Below are 20,330 nucleotides of genomic sequence, written 5' to 3' on the forward strand. Positions count from 1 at the left end.
GTGACATTTGAAAAAAGAATTAAAAGAACAACAGCAAAAAATGTTTAAACTGGAAGAAAATATCCATGGGTTTATCTTGAATAAAGAAGAATTTGTGGATGAAATAGATGGCTTTGCCCGAACCTTTGTCCACGAAAAAACCGGAGCCCGATTAGTTTATATATCGGCAGATGATGATAATAAGGTTTTTTCGATCAGCTTTCGGACACCATCCACCGACAGCACTGGGGTGCCCCATATTTTAGAACATTCGGTTTTATGCGGATCAAAAAAATATCCGGTCAAGGAACCCTTTGTGGAGCTAGCTAAAGGGTCGCTTAACACCTTCCTCAATGCCATGACCTATCCTGATAAAACGATGTACCCGATTGCCAGTACCAACGCTAAAGATTTTATGAATCTGATGGATGTTTATCTGGATGCGGTTTTTTATCCTAATATTTATGAAAACCCCTATACCTTCTTGCAAGAAGGCTGGCATTATCACATTGAAAATGCCGATGATCCAATTATCTACAATGGGGTAGTTTATAATGAAATGAAGGGCGCTTTCTCCAATCCGGAGGAATTGCTCCAAAATAAAATTTTCGAATCCCTTTATCCTGAGTCCTGCTACCGGTTTGAATCCGGCGGGGATCCGGATGTGATTCCAGAATTGAGCTATGAAGATTTCTTGGGTTTCCATAAAAAATACTATCATCCCTCCAACAGCTATATTTATCTCTATGGCGACGGGGATGTCCGGACGCACTTGAAATATTTAAATGATGAGTATCTCAGTGGCTTTGAAAAACAGGTGGTAGATAGTGAGATCACGGTTCAGCCGTTGCTTAAAAATCGGACAGAACTGCGGACCTCCTATGGTGTATCGAAGGAAGAATCCCTGGAAAACAAAGACTATTTGGCCCTTTCTGTGGTATTGGGAGACAAATTATCCCATGAAGATGCTTTGGCTTTTGATATTCTTTCCCATATCTTATTGAATAATAATTCGTCACCGTTAAAAGAAGCTTTGCTGGATTTAAAAATTGCTGAAGACGTCAGCTATCATTTTAGTAGTTCCCTCAGACAGCCTTATTTTTCGATTGTCCTTAAAAATACTGAGGAAAAACATCGCGACTTATTTGTCAGCACGGTGGAGTCGGTGTTAAATAAGCTGGTAACAGATGGTCTGGATCCTCTCAGTGTCGAAGCGGGCATTAATATCCATGAATTCTCCCATATTGAAGGGGAGTATGGTTCTTATCCCAAAGGTCTAATTTATGGGATTGAAATGATGGATGACTGGCTCTATGGTGATGACCCGATTGCTTATCTTAAATACAAGGAAGCTTTTAAAAAATTCAAAGACAACTGGAAAGACGGCTACTTCGAAAAACTGCTTAAACGGATGCTAATTGACAATACCCACCAAACGCTAGTGACCATTGTACCGGACAATACCCTGCAGGGAAACGCCGATCAGGCATTAGCAGAAAAATTGGCGGCGTTTAAAACCAGTCTGACCCCAGAAGAACTTAAGGCCCTGGTTGACGAAACGCAAACCCTGATGCAGAAACAAAATGAAGAGGATGCCCCGGATGATCTGGAAAAAATTCCCAAATTATCGCTTTCAGATATCAGCCGCACCGGCCGAACCTATCCCCTGGAAGTGACCGAAGTGCTGGATACTACACTGCTGTTTCATCCTGGTTTTACGGGTGGAATTTCCTATTTAAAACTTTATTTTGATTACAGCGAGTTGCCCCAGGAAGATCTTAAATATTTATCGCTGATGTGTAAAATGCTCGGTAGTCTCAGCACTGAAACGATGGATTTTCGAAGACTGAGTCAGGAGATTGAAATTCATACCGGCGGTCTGTCCTTCGGGATTGAGTCCTATGATGATGTTCATCACTTTGGGGATTTCACCTCTAATTGCTATGTGAAAGGCAAAGCAGTTGCTGAAAATATCCCGACCCTGATTCGGATTATGACCGATGTGATGACGAAGACCCGCTATCAGGAAAAAAATCTGATCCACGATATGATCCGGGAAATAAAGACCCATAAGGAAACTCAATTTTTAACCGCTGGCCATGTGGTTGGTGTGCAACGACTGCAGTCCTACTATTCTCAGTCAGCGCGGCTGTTTGAAGAATTTGGCGGCATTGAGTTCTATCGTTTTATTGCGGATCTGGACGCAAATTTTGATGAGCGATTTGAAGCGCTGACGGAAAAGCTGGCCAGCATTGCCACCTTGGTTTTCAACAACAAAAAACCACTGATTAGCATCACCGGCACCGAAGAAATTCGGGATCAGACTTTGGTCGCTCTCAGCGCTTATGTGTCGGGACTGGCTCCGAAAATACTGGTAAAAAACGCTTTTGCTTTTGAGACTGAAATTGCCAACGAAGGTTTTTTAACGGCAGCTAAGATTCAATATGTTTCGCAAGGCTATAATATTAGAGCTTTAGGCTACCAATACACCGGCTCTCAACTGGTTTTAAAAGGCCTTCTGTCGATGGATTATTTATGGAACAAGGTTCGGGTTCAGGGTGGCGCCTACGGTGCTTTTATGAACATCGGACGGAGCGGAGACCTGTATTTCGGATCCTACCGGGACCCAAAACTTAAAAAGACCTTTGAAGCTTATCAGGGTGTGATTGATTATATTAACCAGTTAGACCTCTCTAAGCGTGAGCTGGAAAAATATATCATCGGAACGATCAGCAGCAAGGATGTACCGCTGAGTGCCTCAGTGAAAGGTGAAATTGCGGATAACTTCTTTTTCAGCGGCGTGACCGCCGCTGATCTACAAAAAGAGCGGGAAGAAATTTTAGAAACCACTGTTGAACAATTAAAGAGTTATGGAGAAATGATTGCGGCAGTGCTGGCTAAAAATGCCATCTGCGTTTTAGGCAGTGAAGAAGCAATTAATGATGAAAAGGAATTGTTTAAAGTGACCCGCTATATCAAATAGCAGTTTTGAGGGGAGAGGGGATATGAAAAGAAAAATAGGACTATTGTTGATACTTAGCCTGGTCTTTTGTACATCTGCTGTTATGGCAGCGGGTTTGCCTGCCTATGGTGCTGATGAGGGTGTGGTTATTTATGAAGTGAATAGCGGCGATATTCTTTTTGCGCAAAAGCAAGATGAAAAATTCTATCCTGCCAGTACAACCAAATTGATGACCGCGTTGGTGGCCATCGAGAACGGTGATCTCAACGAAAACATTACTGTAGGTGATGAGATTTCATATTTGGATGAGGACAGCAGCAACGCTGGTCTTGAAGAAGAAGAGGTGTTGCCCCTTAACGAACTGCTTTATGCTTTGTTGCTGCCCTCCGGAAATGATGCGGCAGAAACCATCGCTGTGAACATTGGCAGAAGGATTGCCGGGGACGGTTCTATCAGCTCGGATAAAGCGTATGAAACCTTTATCGCTGCCATGAATCAGAAAGCCAAAGATCTGGGGATGACCGGCACCAATTACACGAATCCTCACGGATTACACAATGATAATCATTTTACAACGCCCGCCGATATGCTGATTCTGGCTAAAACGGCCTTTGATGAGACGACGATCAAAGCCATTACCCGGGCCAAGGTTCATGAGGTGCAAACTAACAAAACCAAACACAAGTGGAATAATACCAACCTCTTGCTTTATACCAATTTTAATGAGTTGTCGGAGGAGTTTCGGGTTATCAATGGTTTATCGGGGGCCAATCCGGTTTTTAACGGTTACGCAACCAGTGGGAAGACCGGTTTTACTGAAGAAGCAAATAAGTGCCTGGTTTTTGAAGGGGAAGGTAATGATAAGAAAATGATTGGCGTTATTCTCAATGCTGATCAGGCGGTTGTCTTTGGCGAAGCAAGCGACACCATTAATGCGGTGGTTAAAGAATATGAACTGCTTGAATGGTCGGATCCGGAGGATGAAGACCGGGTTGTGCAGGTAGTCAACTATCATGTGTTTGATGGCAATAAATTGAAATATAAAACAAATGAGGCGCTGATTACGGCGGCACCCCAGACGGATCAGGCTAACTACACGGCCAAAGTTAAATGGGATGAAACAAAGATGATTGGTGATGAGACCCTGGCAAATCTGGAAGCAGATATCAAGGAAGGCGAGCAGCTTGGTGAACTACAGGTTTACAATGGCGAAACCTTAGTAGAGACGGCGCCACTGTACGCAGTCAAAGCCATGAAAGCCCGAAACTGGATGGATTATCCAATTCTTTACTGGTATGTGACCATCATTGTGATCATGATACTACTTGCTATTTTGCGGATCATGTTTGTCCAGTTTATGCGCAAGAATAATATTAAGTACAAAAAAATTAAAATTAAGAAAAAGCAAAACGGCTCCAACAGTAGATCATCCAATCAGCCACCGAAGCGGAGACGCTAGATTAAGTGGTACTGAGTAGGCGGAGTCTGCCGATAAAAACGACAGACTCCCGTTATTATTTCTTGACATGTATAGACAAGTGATTTATAATTTAGCTAGTATTTCGCATTGAAGTGCAGGATACGAATCAAATTTTATGATGCAAAAATGATGCCATGAAGGTATCTCCAGAGTTGAAACTCAGGAGGTGTACTTCGTGTTTTTTTGTTTGGTTTTTTAAACTTTGAGGAGGTTTTATTATGCACATGGCAGATGCTTTAGTTTCTCCAGCAGTTGGAGGAATCATGCTTGCGGCGAGCGCCGGAGCAATCGCCTATTCGGCGTATAAATGTAAAGACGATTTAGATGAAAAAAAGATCCCATTAATGGGTGTTATGGGGGCCGTGATCTTTGCCGGACAGATGATTAATTTCACTATTCCGGGGACTGGTTCCAGTGGACATATTGGTGGCGGGATTTTACTGGCAGCCCTATTGGGACCCTTTCCCGCATTTTTAACCCTCACTGCGGTATTGCTGATTCAGGCACTCTTCTTTGCCGATGGTGGGCTTTTGGCCTTAGGCGCAAATATCTGGAATATGGGTTTTTATGCCTGTTTGCTGGTTTACCCCTTTGTCTTTAAACCGATTGTAAAAAGAGGACTGACACCGAGTCGGATTACCGTGGCAGCGATTGTTTCGGTCGTTTTAGCTTTATCGTTAGGCGCCTTTTCAGTAGTGCTTGAAACGCTGGCATCGGGAATTACCGAATTACCATTTATGACCTTTGTTGGTTTAATGATTCCGATCCACCTGGCCATTGGTTTGGTTGAAGGGATTGTGACCGGCGGAATTTTGGTCTTTGTATATAAAATGCGGCCGGAGTTATTGGAATCATCGGTTGAAAATACAAAATTGCCTAAAAATATTTCCATTAAGAAAGTAATAGGAACGCTACTGATCTTTGCTGTCGTTGTGGGAGGCGGTTTATCACTTTTTGCATCAGCAAATCCCGATGGTCTGGAATGGGCCATGGAAAATGTGGCCGGAACCGCCGAACTCGAAGCAGATGGTGATATTTACAGCAGTGCTGGAAGTATTCAGGAAAGCACCGCCTTCCTACCCGATTATGGTTTTAAATCAACAGATGGTGACGGTTCAGCTGCTGGAACCAGTGTTTCTGGCATTGTTGGGGCCGGTATTACGCTGATCCTGGCAGGTGGCACCGGTTATCTGATTTATGCTATCAAACGGAAAAAAGAAAAAGCTTCTTAGACAATTTATTACTAATTGAATTAGCAATCTTTATGTGTTAACATTAACAATAGTTTTCTAAATAACCTCTGTTTATAAACAGAGGTTATTTAATATTTAACTGAAAGGTAGTCTCAATGTCAACAATTACCGACTCAATGAATACGATCAATTCTCTGGAGGAAATGGCCGATGGCAATACCGTCATCCATCGTCTTCATCCAATGGTCAAACTGATTACCACGATGCTTTATCTGGTGCTGGTTATTTCGTTCAACCCTTTTAATATTACCGGACTGGTGGTGTTTGCTTTCTATCCGGTGATTTTAATGGCCTTGGCTGAAATACCTTATAAACCCTTGCTAAAGCGACTATTGGTCGCCTTGCCCTTTTCTTTTTTTGCGGGGTTATCCAATATTATTTTTAATCAGCAACTGGCATTGATGCTCGGACCGGTTCCGATCAGTTATGGTTTAATCTCCTTTACGTCTATTATGGTTAAAACGATATTTACCGTCATGGCGGTGCTGATCCTGATTGCGACAACTTCATTGCCAAAAATTTCCTATCAATTATTATCGATTAAAGTACCCAAAATTATTGTGGAACAAATTATGTTGACTTATCGTTACATTTCGGTGTTGCTGGAGCAGGTCTCAAATATGTATACAGCCTATATTTTAAGAGCACCGGATTCCAAGGGTATCAAAATGAAAGACATGGGTATCTTTGTGGGGCAGTTGTTATTAAAAAGTTTTGATCGGGCTGAGAGCATTTATGTGGCCATGAAATGTCGTGGATATGATGGTAATTATCTTTATGCTAAACCAAGCCCGATTCATAAGGGTGATTGGTTGTATCTGGTTTTTGTAGCTGGTGTTTTGTGTTTGATGCGATTTTTTGATCTGAGCCTGTTTATCGGCAGTTTTTTATAATGAGGAGTTCTTAATGCTAGAAATAAAAAAGTTGAATTATGCCTATCCCGACGGCCATCAGGCTATTCGAGATGTAAATCTAAAAATCGAAGAGGGTGAGAGCATTGCCTTGGTAGGAGCAAACGGGGCGGGAAAATCCAGTTTGTTCAAGCTAATTATCGGTATTTCTGAGATCAAAGAAGGAGCGATTATAGTTGATGATTTGCCAGTGGAGAAAAAAACGCTGAAAGATATTCGCCGGAAAGTCGGGATGGTTTTTCAGAATCCGGATGATCAGTTGTTTATGACAAAGGTTTATGATGACATTGCCTTTGGTCCGCGAAATGAATTGCTCGATGAACATGTGGTAGAAGAGCGGGTGGTCAACGTTTTGGAACAGTTGGGGATTATTCATCTGCGGGATCGGATGCCTCATCGTTTATCCGGTGGTGAAAAGCGGGTCATTGCCATTGCTTCGGTGTTAGCCATGAATCCCCGGGTTATTTTGTTTGATGAGCCGACCTCATTTCTTGATCCCCAGGCCAGACGAAATGTAATTAATACCCTCGACACCCTGAAAATGACCAAAGTTATTGCCACCCATGATTTGGATATGGCCCTTGATATTTGTGACCGGGTGATTATTTTACATCATGGCAGCGTGTTTGCAGATGGCACAGTTCGAGATATCCTATTTGACGAAAACCTCTTATCTCAATGTCATTTGGAGCTGCCCCTGTGCATGCAAAAACCGCGGGTACGATAGAGTTCGCCAAAACTTTCATACTGACTACTGGTTTAATATCAGTTTGGTTATCTTTTGACCGCTTAAAGCTTGATGTGTTCAAGCTTTTTTAGATTTAAGGCGCCTGTGTTGAAAAATCAAAAAAAATTTTGAATTTACTTAAAGAATAGCGCCAGGAAATGGTTTCCTAATTGAAATTTTAAATTTTATAAGATATAATTAATTCAATGTTTGGGAGGTCAAACGATGACAAAAAAAGATTATTCGAATATCGGTAATGATATCAAGGATATTGTTCAGGATGCCTTGAATTCGGAGGAGTTTAAAGAACTGAACAAGAACATTTCGGCGACTGTCGCTCGAGCCATGGATGAAGTTAAGCGAAGTGGTCAGTATTGGCAGGAGCAGCAGCGACAGCAGCGGGAAAACAACCAGGAAACCAGAAAGCAGGCGGCCAATGCCAGAAGAGCCCAGGAAAAAATGAACAAACCTCAGGCAAAGGAAATGCTTGCCAAAAACAATTATCAAAATGCCTATAGTCCCGTCAAAAGACGGCCCAATAACCTGATTTCAAAATCGCCTCATGGTCGAATTTCCGGCATGTTATTGATGATATTTGGAAATATTGGCATTGGTGTTTCACTACTTCTACTGCTTATTTTTTCATCGGTATTTGGTTTTGCGTTTACCAGTATGCCACTGATGGGGATCGGGGTTGGAATCCTGTTGCCGATTTTTACGATTAGTGCGCTGATGGCGGCAAAGGGGTCAAACCTGCGGGGACGAGTAAAACGGTTTCGTCAGTATGCCAGTCGCCTGAAAGGACGGCAATTTTGTAGAATATCCGAACTGTCTGAGCCCATTGGGCGCAGCAAGAAATATGTGCTAAAAGATCTGCGTAAGATGATCAGCCTGGGGATGTTCCCGGAGGGGCGGTTTGATGAACAGGAAGAATATTTACTGCTTAGTAATGAAGCTTATGAGAATCATTTAAAACTTAAGGCAGGAAAGAAACTTGAGGAACAAAGAGCTCGCCGTGAACAGGAAGCGTTGGAACAGAAAAAGAAACTGGAATCAGAAAATCCGGAAATGAAGGCGGTTCATGAGGTGATTGCCGAAGGTCAGGATATCATCAGAAAAATTAACGAAGCTAATCTGGCGATTGCAGGGGAAGTAATCTCCCATAAACTGGATCGACTGGAAATAGTGATCACCAAAATCTTCGAATTTATTGAGGAAAATCCGGATGGATTGCCGGAAATTCGGAAGTTTATGGGCTATTATCTGCCGACCACCTTAAAGCTAGTTTCGGTCTATCGGGATTTAGATGCAGAACCTATTCAGGGCACCAATATTTTAGCGACTAAAAAAGAGATTGAAGATACCCTGGACACCATCAGCCACGCCTTTGAAAATTTGTTGGATAGTTTTTATGAAGACACGGCAATGGATGTTTCAACGGATATTTCGGTGCTTAATACGATGCTGGCCCAGGAAGGTCTAACCAAAAGAGATTTTAAAAAACAAGAGACGAAGTAATAAGATCCGAATTCAGAAAAGCCCACCATGATATTTTAAATTGATGAAAGCTTTGAAAGGATCAACTTAATTAAGACGAGGAGAATAGCGATGGAAGACAATATGAATGATTATTCCCAGGCAACCCCTACTTTAACCTTCGACCCGTTCGAAGAAGAAAAGGTGATGACGGCCAATGTGCATCAGGAGCTTAAGGGTGAACGGGAAGTTTTTGACGAAAGTCGACTGACGGTGGAAGAACGAAAAATGGTGGATGATTTTGCCAGCAAAATTGATCTTACTAATTCCAGCCTGGTGATGCAGTTTGGGGTTGGAGCCCAGAAGAAAATTGCCGATTTCTCAGAAACGGCCCTGAACAATGTCCGCACTAAAGACATGGGCGAGGTCGGCAAAATGCTGGGTGATATGGTGATGGAACTACGAAACTTTGACATTGAGGAAGAAGAGAAAGGTTTTTTGGGCTTTTTCAAAAAAACCAGCAATAAGCTCAGCTCCATGCAGACGCGTTATGCGACTGCCGAAACCAATGTCAACCGGATTACCGAAGCCCTGGAAAAACATCAGATGCAGCTTTTAAAAGATGTGGCCATGCTAGATAAACTTTATGACGTCAACAAAACTTACTTTAAAGAATTGTCAATGTATATCATGGCTGGCAAAAAGAAGCTCAAGGAAGTCGAAAATAAAGATTTGCCGGAATTGATCAAACGCTCACAGCTCAGCGGATTACCGGAGGATGCTCAGGCGGTTAATGATTTGTCAGCCATGTGCAATCGCTTTGAGAAAAAAATTCATGATCTGGAACTGACCCGGATGATTTCGATTCAGATGGCGCCGCAAATCCGACTGGTTCAACATAATGATACCTTGATGGCTGAAAAAATCCAGTCTTCGATTGTCAACACCATTCCCTTATGGAAAAGTCAAATGGTTTTGGCCCTGGGAGTCGTTCATTCGGGACAGGCCGCCAAGGCTCAGCGCGAAGTCACCAATATGACTAACGAATTATTGCGAAAAAATGCCGAAACCCTGAAGATGGAATCCATTGCTACCGCCAAAGAATCGGAACGGGGCATTGTCGATATTGAAACGCTGCGGATTTCCAATGAGTCTCTGATTAGTACCTTTGATGAGGTGTTGCGAATCCAGACCGAAGGCCGTCAGAAACGAAAAGAAGTGGAAGTTGAGCTTGAAAAACTGGAGAATGATTTAAAAGTCAAGATGCTTGAAATCAGGCGATAATAATAAAAAAACAATCAGTAGTAAATATTGGTTGTTTTTTTATTAGGTTTTTTTAAATATATGGTGCTCTTGATATAGTCAAACTTTCCAGAACAAGGAATTTGTTTAATCCTCGTTTTTAAAAAAACAGTAGCAAATTTAAACAATAATTTTAAAAGTTCGAAGACAGAAGGTGCTTATTGTATAATTGTCTAATGAATATGAAATTAATTGGCTAAAATGCCATTGAAAACTATTGCAGATTGGGTATAATAATAATCAATAGTATTTTGTATAAAGCTTGAAAACAGAAACATCGTACTTTGGTATCGAATGAGGCTGATCGTTTCTGAGTGATCGGAAAAAGAGTAGCGGTTTGATTAGATGGCGAAGCGGGAAGCAGGCAAGGTATTAATTAATAATAGGGGGAAAGCTATGGCAACTTTTTTTACCAATGATCATGTTGAATTATATTATGAGGTAAAGGGCAAAGGAAAACCTTTGCTAATGATTCCCGGATGGACTTGTACAACCCAGTTTTTCAAAAAAAACAGCGATGTACTGGCTGAAAATTTTCAGGTAATAGTAATGGATTTTCGTGGGCATGGTGAATCTGAAAAGGTCTTACACAGTCACCGGATTTCTCGTTATGCGATGGATGTGAAAGAACTTTTGGATCAACTGGATGTTGAAGATGTCACCGTACTGGGATGGTCCATGGGGGTTGCCGTACTGTGGAGTTATCTGGAATTATTTGGCAATCATCGGGTTGGCAAACTGGTTTGTGTTGATCAGGCACCGCTCCAATACACTGGCCCAGATTGGGTATGGGGACAAAATGGCTGTTATGATGTGGAAATGTTCATCAGAACCTGTTGTGCCATTGAGTATGCTCCGCGAGAAAGTGCAGAAGGCTTGGCCTTTGGCTGTCTGTATCATGAACCGACATCAGAAGAAGTAAAATTTATCGCCGATGAGATATCAAAGTGTCCGCCGAAAGTGCGTATTGAAATCATGCGGGATCACACTAATCTGGACTGGCGAGATTTGTTGCCATTGATTAATCTTCCGACCCTGGTCTGCGTGGCCCGACACAGTGCTGTCTTTGATTGGCAGGGCAGCGCCTATGTTGCTGAGCAGATTCCAGAAGCAAAACTGGAGTTTTTTGAGAATTCCGGTCATATGCTATTCTGGGAAGAAGCTGATAAATTTAATCAAGTCGTTGCTGACTTTATCAAATCCTGAAATGATTAACTGCAATAGCATGGGTTTTCCTGTTTACCCATGCTATTGTTTTTGAGACATAAAAAATATAATTTAGAGGAGAGCACAAAATGAAAATAGTGATTGCTCCGGACTCTTTTAAAGGATCCATGTCAGCTACTGAGGTTTGTGATATCGTTGAAGGTTCAATTCTTAAAATTATGCCGACAGCTAAGATCGTAAAAATTCCCATTTCGGATGGAGGAGAAGGTCTGGTAGAGGCACTGGTCAGGCATCAATCTGGTGAGATCATAAAAATCAAAACGAAAGACCCTTTATTCAGAGAAATAACCGCAATCTACGGCATTTTAAACGGTGAAGTAGCGGTTATTGAAATGTCGGCTGCTTCCGGCTTGCCGCTTTTAGCAGATGATGAACGCAATCCGTTAAAAACGAGTACCTATGGTACCGGGGAAATGATTGCGGATGCAATCAGGCGGGGTTGCCACAAAATTATCCTTGGTTTAGGGGGCAGCGCGACTAATGATGGCGGTCTGGGAGTTGCCAATGCTTTGGGGGTCCGATTTTATGATCAAAATATGGAATTGTTGGCCCCTGTCGGCGAAAATTTAAGCCGGGTGAGGACAATTGATACCAGCCAGGTTAAGCCCGCATTGCAAGAGGTGGAAATAGTCATTGCTTGTGATGTTGATAATGTTCTTTGTGGCGTTCAAGGGGCGGCGGCAATCTATGGTCCTCAAAAAGGTGCCAACAGCGAGATGGTGATATTTCTGGATCAGGGACTCAGTATGTTTGGACAACTTCTTGAGAAAAAAACAGCCAGGAAATTGGTCAAGCTAAAAGGAATTGGCGCCGCCGGCGGTATGGCATTACCATTGGTGGCTTTATTTAAAAGCCAGTTGAAATCCGGATTGGATATTGTTCTGGATGAAATTGGTTTTGAAGCGGCAATTGACGGAGCCGATATGATCATTACCGGAGAAGGGAAAACCGATGCCCAAAGTGTGATGGGCAAGGTGATTTCCGGCGTTGGAAAACGGGGAAAAAATCTAAATATTCCGGTGGTAGTGATCTCAGGAGCGTTAGATGATGGTTATGAAGCGATTTACAATTGTGGGGTGGTGGCCGCCTTTGCCATCTTTAGTAACGACCGCGGGTTGGTCTGGCATATGCAAAATGCGCCCCAGTTATTGGCGAAAACGATCGATAACCTTTTTCGTTTTCTGGCAATTGTATGCATGCTTCCGCAAAATATGAGATAGAATAAAAGGAGTGGGGCGATGCTGGATAAGAAAATTGCCCAAAAAATTGCCGATGAAGTTATGAACACCCTTGGTTATAACATCAATGTTATGAATAAAAATGCAATTATAATTGGGAGTGGTTCGCCGGACAGACTTGGAAGCTTCCATGAAACAGCCATGTTTGCCATTCAAAACGGGATTACCTGTGAGGTGACTGATACACAATCAATAGAACTTCGGGGTGTGAAGCCGGGGATTAATTTGCCTATTGTGGATAAAGGTGGAGAAGTCATTGGCGTCGTTGGAATAACTGGAGACCCGGATGAGGTCCGAAACATTGGGAAACTGGTGAAGATGACCGCAGAATTGATCATTGAACAGCAAGAAACGATGAACCGCTTCTATTCCCATCGCAACGATAAAGAAATCTTTTTAAACACTTTGATCAGTGATCAGCAAAGCATCAGTGAAGAAGAAATTGCGGATTGGGGCGAGCGCATCGGCTATAGTATGGAAAGTTGTCGAGTGGCGGTAATTTTAAGTTTTGGGATTGATCATAAAACGTCTGAAAAAGGAAAGCTTGAAAAAATCCTCAACCAGATTAAGCTGTCAGACAGTCATTTAAAAGACGATATTTCGTCGGTGATGTCCGGCGGTTTTATTTTAGTTTTCAAAACGCTCAAGAGAACAGAACCCTGGGAGGTAGAAAAGACCATTAGTACCTATCTGGACGTTATGAAAAATGCTGCGGATGCTAAAAATATGCAATGTTTTGTGGGCGGTTATTATCTGGGCGTCAAGGGCTACGTGAAATCCTATGGTGAAGCCTATGGTATGTATCGCAGCGGCATTTATAAGAAAAATCAACCTGTGTATTTCTCTCATCACCATTATTTATGGCGTCTTTATAATCAACTGGACAAAGAAGCCTATACCCTGGTTATTGAACCCTATATTCAAAAAATTCAGAAATATTTCGGCAAAGGCACCGAAGAAGCGATGATTACGATGCGCAAAATATTTGATTATCATTTTCACTTTGAACAGGTGGCCGAAGATTTATTTGTCCACAAAAATACGGTTATTTTCAGAAAAAATAAAATGGAAGAATGCCTTGGTTTTTCCCTCAAGTGTAATGGTCACGACAATCTGCTGTTTATGATTATTCTCAACCATTACGAAAAATTAAAAAAGTTTAAAGATTCGCCAATTAGGTAAAATTTATCAGATATTATGGAATTGTAACTAAAAATATGATATCATAGTGACAAATAATATTTGAAAGAGGAATAGAATTGGACGACGTACCATTATCTGAGACAAAAATGACACAACTTATCAAATCGGAGAGCGTGACCACTGACGAATCTGTTTACTGGGAGGAATCTTAGTCAATGGACAGTAGTGTTATAGGTTTTATTGCAGTTCTAGTGGTGATGCTGCTGATGTCAGCATATTTTTCGGCGACGGAAACGGCTTTTACCTCCATTAATCGTATTCGCATAAAAAATTTGGCCAAAGACGGAAACAAAAGAGCGGCTCAGGTTTTGGCACTTTCTGATCGATTTGACGTTTTATTATCGACAATTCTGATCGGGAATAATATTGTCAACATTGCTTCAGCATCAATTGCTACGGTGGTTTTTGTTCGCTATTTCGGCAATGCCGGAGTGACCATTTCAACGGCGGTGATGACCGTACTGGTACTTATTTTTGGTGAAATTTCACCTAAAAGTCTGGCTAAAGATTCACCTGAAAGTTTTGCCATGTTTGCGGCTCCTTTTATTCGGTTTCTGATGTTTATATTAACACCAGTGAACTTTTTATTTATGTTATGGAAAAAAATGCTTGATAAATTGTTTAAGGTTAATGATGAACGCAGCATGACCGAAGAAGAACTGCTGACCATTGTGGAAGAAGCAGAAAATGATGGTGGCATCGATCTTCAGGATGGAGAATTGATTCGCAGTGCGATCGAGTTCAATGACCTGGATGTGGATGATATCCTGACCCATCGGGTGGATGTGGTCGCTATTGATGTGGATAATCCCAAGGAGGATATTACCAAGTTGTTTTTTGAAACTGGTTTTTCCCGGCTGCCAGTTTATCAGGGGACCATTGATCAGATTATCGGTTTTATCAGTTATAAGGATTTTACCCATTATGTGGCCAATGGCAACAGCAGTCTGGAAGAAATCATCAGCCCGGTGGTCTTTATCACTCCAAATATGAAAATTTCCAAGTTGCTAACGCTGCTCCAGCAGAAAAAATGCCATATTGCTGTCGTTTCCGACGAATATGGCGGAACCGCTGGTATTGTCACCCTTGAAGATGTCATTGAAGAACTGGTTGGTGAAATCTGGGACGAACATGATGAGGTCATCGATGAATTTGTAAAAATATCCAAAGACGAATATCGGATTTTAGGAAAAGCAAATCTGGGAAAAATGTTTGATCTTTTTGATATGGATGATGATTTTGACGTGATCACGGTAGGTGGTTGGATTGTTGAATTTCTGGATCGCGTTCCCAATGTGGGTGAATCCTTTGAGTTTGAAAATCTGACCTTCACCATTACCAAGTCGGACGAACGTCACGTGATTGAGATAAATGTTGTTAGAAATGAAATAATTGAGTCTGAATAAAATCAGATAAAAAAATGCCTAAAGGGATTTCCCTTTAGGCGTTTTTTATGCCATAATTCCATCAACGGTATGATTAAAGGTATCCACAAAACTGTTTCGTTGATCAATAGTGATTTCTCTGTTTTTTAGTAAGTAAAGATAATCTTCAAAGGATTGAATCAGCAGCTGATTGATCAGACGATATTTTTCCAGAATTACCGGATCTTTCTTAAAGCTCAGTTCCCAGGTATCTTTCATATAGGAAAAAATATGATTAGTCATGTCTCTCATCATCCCGGCTAACATCGCCACCCTTGGGTTAAGATAATCAGTATCTGCCTCATAGGTGGAGTGAGGGGAAATATTTAGCCGCCCCTGATCCTGGAGGGCTTTGTAGGAGGAGCTACCCTTAAGAATAATCATATGATGATAGAGTACATTAACGCTGATTTCCAGCTTATCCAGTAGAGCGTTTCGTTTTAAAAAATCGTAGTTGACTTTCAGATCTTCCAGGGTCGAGTCCGGTTCAAACATAATAAAACCGACGCTGGGTTCGATGCCGTATTTCCGGAGGATTTCCAGAGCCTGTTCATTATCAGCCACGGTGGTCAGCTTATTAAGCCGTTTCAGCGCTTCATCAAGGCCGCTTTCCAGACCGATTAAAATGTGTTTAAGACCGGCGTCAGTCAGGGCTTTGATGGTTTCTTCTTCGATATCGTTGGCCCGCGCTTCAATGCCAAAGTGGATGTGGCGTTCTTTTAAAAGATGGGCCAGTTTTAGGACCCGCTCTTTTCCAGCGCGACCGGGACCGTAGAAGTTGGGGTCCATAAAATAAAAGTAGCGGATATCGGTTTGCTTCATTATTGTATCGATTTCGGTGATAATGTTCTCCGGACTTCGGCCCCGCCATTTCCGTTTTGTATCGCCGTAGTAGGGGTTGATATAACAAAAAGTACAGCCACCGTAACAGCCCCGGCTACCGGAAATATTGACCTCGCCAAAAGAATAGGAGCTGGTGCTGCGCAGAGGAAAGGGCAATGAATCCACATCCGTAACAACCTCGCCTCGGGTCGCGACAATGCCATTAGTGGTGCGTGTGGCGATTCCCGACTGGGGAACGGTGGGGAAATTTTCGGCCAGCGTCAAGAAAGTCAGTTCAGCTTCGCCTAACAGGGCTGAGTCAATGGCCGGACAGCGGTTAAGAATTTCTTCATAGGCAAAGGTGGGGTAAAAACCATAAACGCAGACATAAGCAATGCCATAGGTTTGTTTGATGTGCTTAATAAACTGATAAAGGGTTTTGTTGTCCTCCCAGTGATAAACCAGGTGAATCCCTAAAATCGTGGGCGTTAGCGTTGCTATTTGCTCTTCAATGGCCGGATAATCCAGCTGTTCCAGATAGCCGTCCACAATTGTCACATCAATGTTGTTGGCGGCCAGCATGCCGCCAATATAGCCGGTGTTCAAGCAGGCTGAAAGGGGGGCGTTGGCAATATCGTTACAGCGGTCGTCGCCGTAGGAGCGGGGATGTTCTAAAAGAATGACATTCATGAGGTGACCTCCTGCCACATAAAGATATTTTTTTTGGTATGATAGATTTCCAGATCATAGCGGACCCGGTCAAAGGGCGCCGGGTTATAGTAGGTGGGGTAGAGCAGATCGGTTTCCGGGGTGATCACCCCGTTTGCCAGAGCCTGTTGTTCTACCTTGGTGCCCGGTAAAATACGGATATTATTGAGTACAATGGTACCCAGGGTTTTGGAAGCGTGATGGATCTCGTAAATCGCATCGATGAGGTCCCTGGCTTGCTGCTGGGTTGCGGCGGTATCCCCGGGGGTATTGACGAGGAAGTGATAAACTGTGACCACACCGCTGCCTGCCAACACCTGAGCAGTGTCGAGGATATCCTGGACACGCATATGCTTATCCATGGCATCCAGGGCCGTTTGGCTCAGGCCGTCGGGGGACAGGGAAAAGCATTCGCAGCCGGATTGGGTATAGAGGGCGACGTTTTCCTCGGTTAACAGGTTTTCGCGAAAAAAACCGCTCCAGTTAATTTTTAAACCTCGCCGGATGATTTCAGCGCAGATTGTATCGAGGTGATCCACCGGAATATTGACCACCGAATCGGTGAAGTGGATCCGGGTGACACCGTATGTTTCGTAGAGAAACTGGATTTCATCGACCACCGCTTCAGGGGTGCGGCAACGCATTTTAGAGCCCTGCAGGAGCGGATAGGAACAGTAGCCGCAGCTAAAACAGCAGCCCCGTTTGGTTTCCACGCCGATACTTTCCACATATTTATTAACGGTGAGGTAGGGGCGGGGATCAAGCAGATCGCGGTTGGGCATCACGTAATCCAGCATATCATAATCACCCACCGGTGGGACGATCAAGACCGCTTTGTTTTCGCGGTAGCAGAGCCCTGGGAGGTGGGGCGGGTTATTGAGATTTTCCAGTAGTGGCACAATGATTTTTTCGGCCTCGCCGGTCACGCCGAAGTCAATTTCCGGATATTCGCGCATCAGCCGTTCCGGGAATAGCGAAAAACCGGTTCCACCGACTAAGATTTTGGTATCAGCCGCGTAGCGTTTAATAAAAGCCAGGGTAACGGCAAAGCCGGGAATCAACGACGAGGTTTTATTACCCAAAGGATCAATATTTCGTAGCGACAGACAGACCACGTCCGGCTGATAGGTATCCAGTTGTAAGCGTAAATCGCCATAGGGATCGATGGCCATATTCATGTCAAAAAGCTGCAGATCATGATTGGTTTGCCGCTCGACCTGAGATGCCAGCACGACGATCCCAATGGGATAAACCCGCTCGATGTCGATACCCTCCATTGAGAGGGCTTGGATGAAAAGTATTTTCATGGTTTCTCCTTGATTTGGTTAACGATAATAATTATTTAAAATAAATGGTATCCAGTGCCATCTGGCTTCGGGCAGCAAAGATCAGGGCGGTGTCGGTGGCCAGAGGAATCAGCGATGAGGTGAGTAGATCATTTTTTTTAAGCTCGGCAATTACCCAGGCTCCGGAAAAAACTTTGCCATTGTAGGTGTTTAAAAACATATTGATATCGGTCAGGTGAGCCTTGACCGGATCATGCTCATTAAAAAAATCATGGATCAGGATGATGCCATCATCACTCAAATGGCTGGCTGCGGTTTTTAAAACCTGTTCGTTTTCCGACTCGGCGTAGGCGTGAATAATATTAGAAAGAATGATCAACCGATATTTTTTGGCAAGACCCCATTGTGGTTCCAGAATATTAGCGGGGTGGTAGTTAACCCGATCTGCGTAGGCGGTGGCATCGACAAGTTTTTGAGTTTGAGGAAGCATCTGCACAATGTCGAGCAGGGTGGCACGAGTGCCCGGAAAGGCTTCTAAAAAGGCCAGTGCCATAGCTCCGGAGCCGGTTCCCACATCCAGAATATCACCGCTGAGTTCGGTAAAAAAGGTGGTGCAGTCGCGGGCTTTTAACTTGGCCACGTTGTCCATGGCTTTGATGTATTTAGCCCGGCGCAGGTTAAGTTCTTCTTCGCTGATATCCGCCGGCAGAAAGTTGACCCGACCACCAGCAGTCAGCGAAGCTTTAAGCGTATTCCAGTCATCAGTAAGATTTTTACGCCACAGCAGCGAGTCGCCCTGATAAAGCGGACTCGCTATTAGTAAATATTCTTTGGTAATCAATTGGTTATAATAAACATTTTGGTAGCATCCTACTAGACCAAGACTGTTTAGAAGTGCCAGGTAACGTTCCAGGGCGCTTTCGTTGGCCCCCAGTTTTGGGGCGAGTTCTAAGAGACTGGCGCCGCGGATCCCGAAATCATCGATGGTTTGAAAAAGATCCATTTCCAAAGCAGTGAACAGCGCATCGGAAACCCAGTAAGCGGTGGCCAGGTCTTCTAAATACTGGCCGCCGTTGGTTTGGGGATCATACCCCTTCATGACCATTGGTTACTCCTGCGTCAGTAAAGGTTAAGACGTCGCAGATGACCCGGGCCGAGGATTCCACCAGGTGCATCGCCACCGCTGCCCCGGTGCCTTCTCCTAATCTGAAATTGAGGTTAAGCAGGGGGCGTAAGCCCAGGGCTTGCCACATTAGCTGATGCCCCGGTTCTTCACTCTGATGGGAGGGAATCATATAATCCAGCGATTGGGGACATAGGGCCTTGGCGATCAGCGCACCAGCGGTGGAAATAAAGCCGTCCACCAGAACCGGCACCTGATTAAAAGCAGCCCCCAGGATTACGCCGGCAATCCCGGCAATCTCGAAGCCCCCGACTTTGGAAAGGACATCAATGGGATCGGTTTTATCGGGTTGATGGCGATTGATCGATTCCCGGATCACTTTGATCTTGTTGAGCAAGGTGGCGTTATCAATGCCGGTGCCCCGGCCGGTTACTGATGAAACCGGATATTCGGCCATAACCGCTAAAATAGCGGCGCTGGGGGTCGTGTTGCCAATCCCCATATCGCCGGTAGCCAGCAGATTGATCCCCTGTTCTTTGATCACCTTGGAAGCCACATTGATCCCGGCTTCCAGCGCAGCAATGGCTTGTTCCCGGGTCATTGCCGGTTCCTGATAAAAGTTTTTGGTGCCATGGGCGATCTTGCAGTCAATGATGGCGCCTTGTGAAACCAGTTCGGGCATATCCACAGCGACGCCCATATCAACGACAATCACTTCGGCGCCAGCGGCTTTGGCTAAAATATTAATGCCCGCTCCGCCTTTGACAAAGTTTTCCACCATCTGTGGAGTCACCTCCTGAGGGAAGGCAGAAACCCCTTCGGCCACCACACCGTGATCTCCGGCCATGGTGATGACCATTTTTTTATCGACATTGGGTCGGATGGTGCGTTGAATCCCGGCCAACTGTTCAGCGACAACCAGCAGCTGACCGAGACTCCAGGGCGGAATCGCTAATTTTTCTATATGATCGCGGGCGGCCTGACGCCACTTGGGGTCAGCCGGTTCGGTATGGTCGATGACGTGTGTTAAGGTATATTTGGTTTCGATCATGGTAATTATCCTTTCTACTTAGTAATAAATGAAACGTACGATTGATTTTATCACTATATTGGTGAGGCTTGTAAGGGCTTGTATTACAAACCCTTACGGAATGATGGGTGACGCTTTTGGATAATAAACGCTTGTTTTTTCGTGGGGCGGGTAAGCTA

15 protein-coding genes are annotated in these 20,330 nt (G+C 43.7%); 11 read left to right on the plus strand and 4 right to left on the minus strand.

The annotated features are described in order from the left end of the window. The first annotated feature begins 7 nt into the window (after nt 1-7). From DOZ58_RS17655 to DOZ58_RS17705, 11 genes are all read left to right on the plus strand, one after another. Nucleotides 8-2,962 carry an insulinase family protein gene (locus DOZ58_RS17655; protein ID WP_242988538.1) on the plus strand — a complete coding sequence of 985 codons (2,955 nt, stop codon included), beginning with the start codon at nt 8-10 and terminating at the stop codon, nt 2,960-2,962. 22 nt (nt 2,963-2,984) lie between these two features. After that, nucleotides 2,985-4,400, plus strand: coding sequence for a D-alanyl-D-alanine carboxypeptidase family protein (locus tag DOZ58_RS17660; RefSeq protein ID WP_111889505.1), 1,416 nt, complete (start codon nt 2,985-2,987; stop codon nt 4,398-4,400). Nucleotides 4,401-4,639: 239 nt separating this feature from the next. Next, the gene (locus DOZ58_RS17665) at nt 4,640-5,653 is read left to right on the plus strand and encodes an energy-coupling factor ABC transporter permease (RefSeq protein WP_111889506.1); all 1,014 of its coding nucleotides are present in this window, start codon (nt 4,640-4,642) and stop codon (nt 5,651-5,653) included. Nucleotides 5,654-5,769: 116 nt separating this feature from the next. Beyond that, nucleotides 5,770-6,567 carry a cobalt ECF transporter T component CbiQ gene (cbiQ, locus tag DOZ58_RS17670; RefSeq protein ID WP_111889507.1) on the plus strand — a complete coding sequence of 266 codons (798 nt, stop codon included), beginning with the start codon at nt 5,770-5,772 and terminating at the stop codon, nt 6,565-6,567. A gap of 13 nt (nt 6,568-6,580) precedes the next feature. Continuing rightward, on the plus strand, nt 6,581-7,312 hold the full coding sequence (locus tag DOZ58_RS17675; protein WP_111889508.1) for an energy-coupling factor ABC transporter ATP-binding protein: 732 nt from the start codon (nt 6,581-6,583) through the stop codon (nt 7,310-7,312). Nucleotides 7,313-7,537: 225 nt separating this feature from the next. Beyond that, nucleotides 7,538-8,830 carry a 5-bromo-4-chloroindolyl phosphate hydrolysis family protein gene (locus DOZ58_RS17680; protein WP_111889509.1) on the plus strand — a complete coding sequence of 431 codons (1,293 nt, stop codon included), beginning with the start codon at nt 7,538-7,540 and terminating at the stop codon, nt 8,828-8,830. A 90-nt stretch (nt 8,831-8,920) separates the two neighbouring features. After that, the gene (locus DOZ58_RS17685; RefSeq protein WP_111889510.1) at nt 8,921-10,072 is read left to right on the plus strand and encodes a toxic anion resistance protein; all 1,152 of its coding nucleotides are present in this window, start codon (nt 8,921-8,923) and stop codon (nt 10,070-10,072) included. A 414-nt stretch (nt 10,073-10,486) separates the two neighbouring features. Continuing rightward, nucleotides 10,487-11,296 (plus strand): alpha/beta fold hydrolase, encoded by an 810-nt coding sequence (locus tag DOZ58_RS17690; RefSeq protein WP_111889511.1) that lies wholly within the window; start codon nt 10,487-10,489, stop codon nt 11,294-11,296. 89 nt (nt 11,297-11,385) lie between these two features. Further along, on the plus strand, nt 11,386-12,537 hold the full coding sequence (locus DOZ58_RS17695) for a glycerate kinase (RefSeq protein WP_111889512.1): 1,152 nt from the start codon (nt 11,386-11,388) through the stop codon (nt 12,535-12,537). An 18-nt stretch (nt 12,538-12,555) separates the two neighbouring features. Continuing rightward, nucleotides 12,556-13,737: a sugar diacid recognition domain-containing protein gene (locus DOZ58_RS17700; RefSeq protein ID WP_111889513.1), complete on the plus strand. Its 1,182-nt coding sequence runs from the start codon at nt 12,556-12,558 to the stop codon at nt 13,735-13,737. Between the two features lie 176 nt (nt 13,738-13,913). Beyond that, nucleotides 13,914-15,164: an HlyC/CorC family transporter gene (locus DOZ58_RS17705; protein ID WP_111889514.1), complete on the plus strand. Its 1,251-nt coding sequence runs from the start codon at nt 13,914-13,916 to the stop codon at nt 15,162-15,164. Between the two features lie 45 nt (nt 15,165-15,209). Here the strand turns inward: DOZ58_RS17705 and DOZ58_RS17710 are convergent, their stop codons facing one another. The 4 genes from DOZ58_RS17710 to cobT are packed head-to-tail and all read right to left on the minus strand — an operon-like array spanning nt 15,210 to nt 20,172. Beyond that, nucleotides 15,210-16,694 (minus strand): radical SAM protein, encoded by a 1,485-nt coding sequence (locus DOZ58_RS17710; RefSeq protein WP_111889515.1) that lies wholly within the window; start codon nt 16,692-16,694, stop codon nt 15,210-15,212. Further along, nucleotides 16,691-18,019 (minus strand): B12 lower ligand biosynthesis radical SAM protein BzaD, encoded by a 1,329-nt coding sequence (gene bzaD / locus DOZ58_RS17715; RefSeq protein WP_111889516.1) that lies wholly within the window; start codon nt 18,017-18,019, stop codon nt 16,691-16,693. The genes DOZ58_RS17710 and bzaD overlap by 4 nt, the downstream gene beginning before the upstream one ends. Before the next feature lie 31 nt (nt 18,020-18,050). Beyond that, nucleotides 18,051-19,097: a class I SAM-dependent methyltransferase gene (locus DOZ58_RS17720; protein ID WP_242988539.1), complete on the minus strand. Its 1,047-nt coding sequence runs from the start codon at nt 19,095-19,097 to the stop codon at nt 18,051-18,053. Continuing rightward, complete coding sequence (cobT, locus tag DOZ58_RS17725; protein ID WP_111889518.1) at nt 19,084-20,172, minus strand: nicotinate-nucleotide--dimethylbenzimidazole phosphoribosyltransferase; 1,089 nt, start codon at nt 20,170-20,172, stop codon at nt 19,084-19,086. The genes DOZ58_RS17720 and cobT overlap by 14 nt, the downstream gene beginning before the upstream one ends. Nucleotides 20,173-20,330 lie beyond the last annotated feature (158 nt).

It is taken from the genome of Acetobacterium sp. KB-1 (genome assembly GCF_003260995.1).
GTDB lineage: Bacteria > Bacillota > Clostridia > Eubacteriales > Eubacteriaceae > Acetobacterium > Acetobacterium carbinolicum.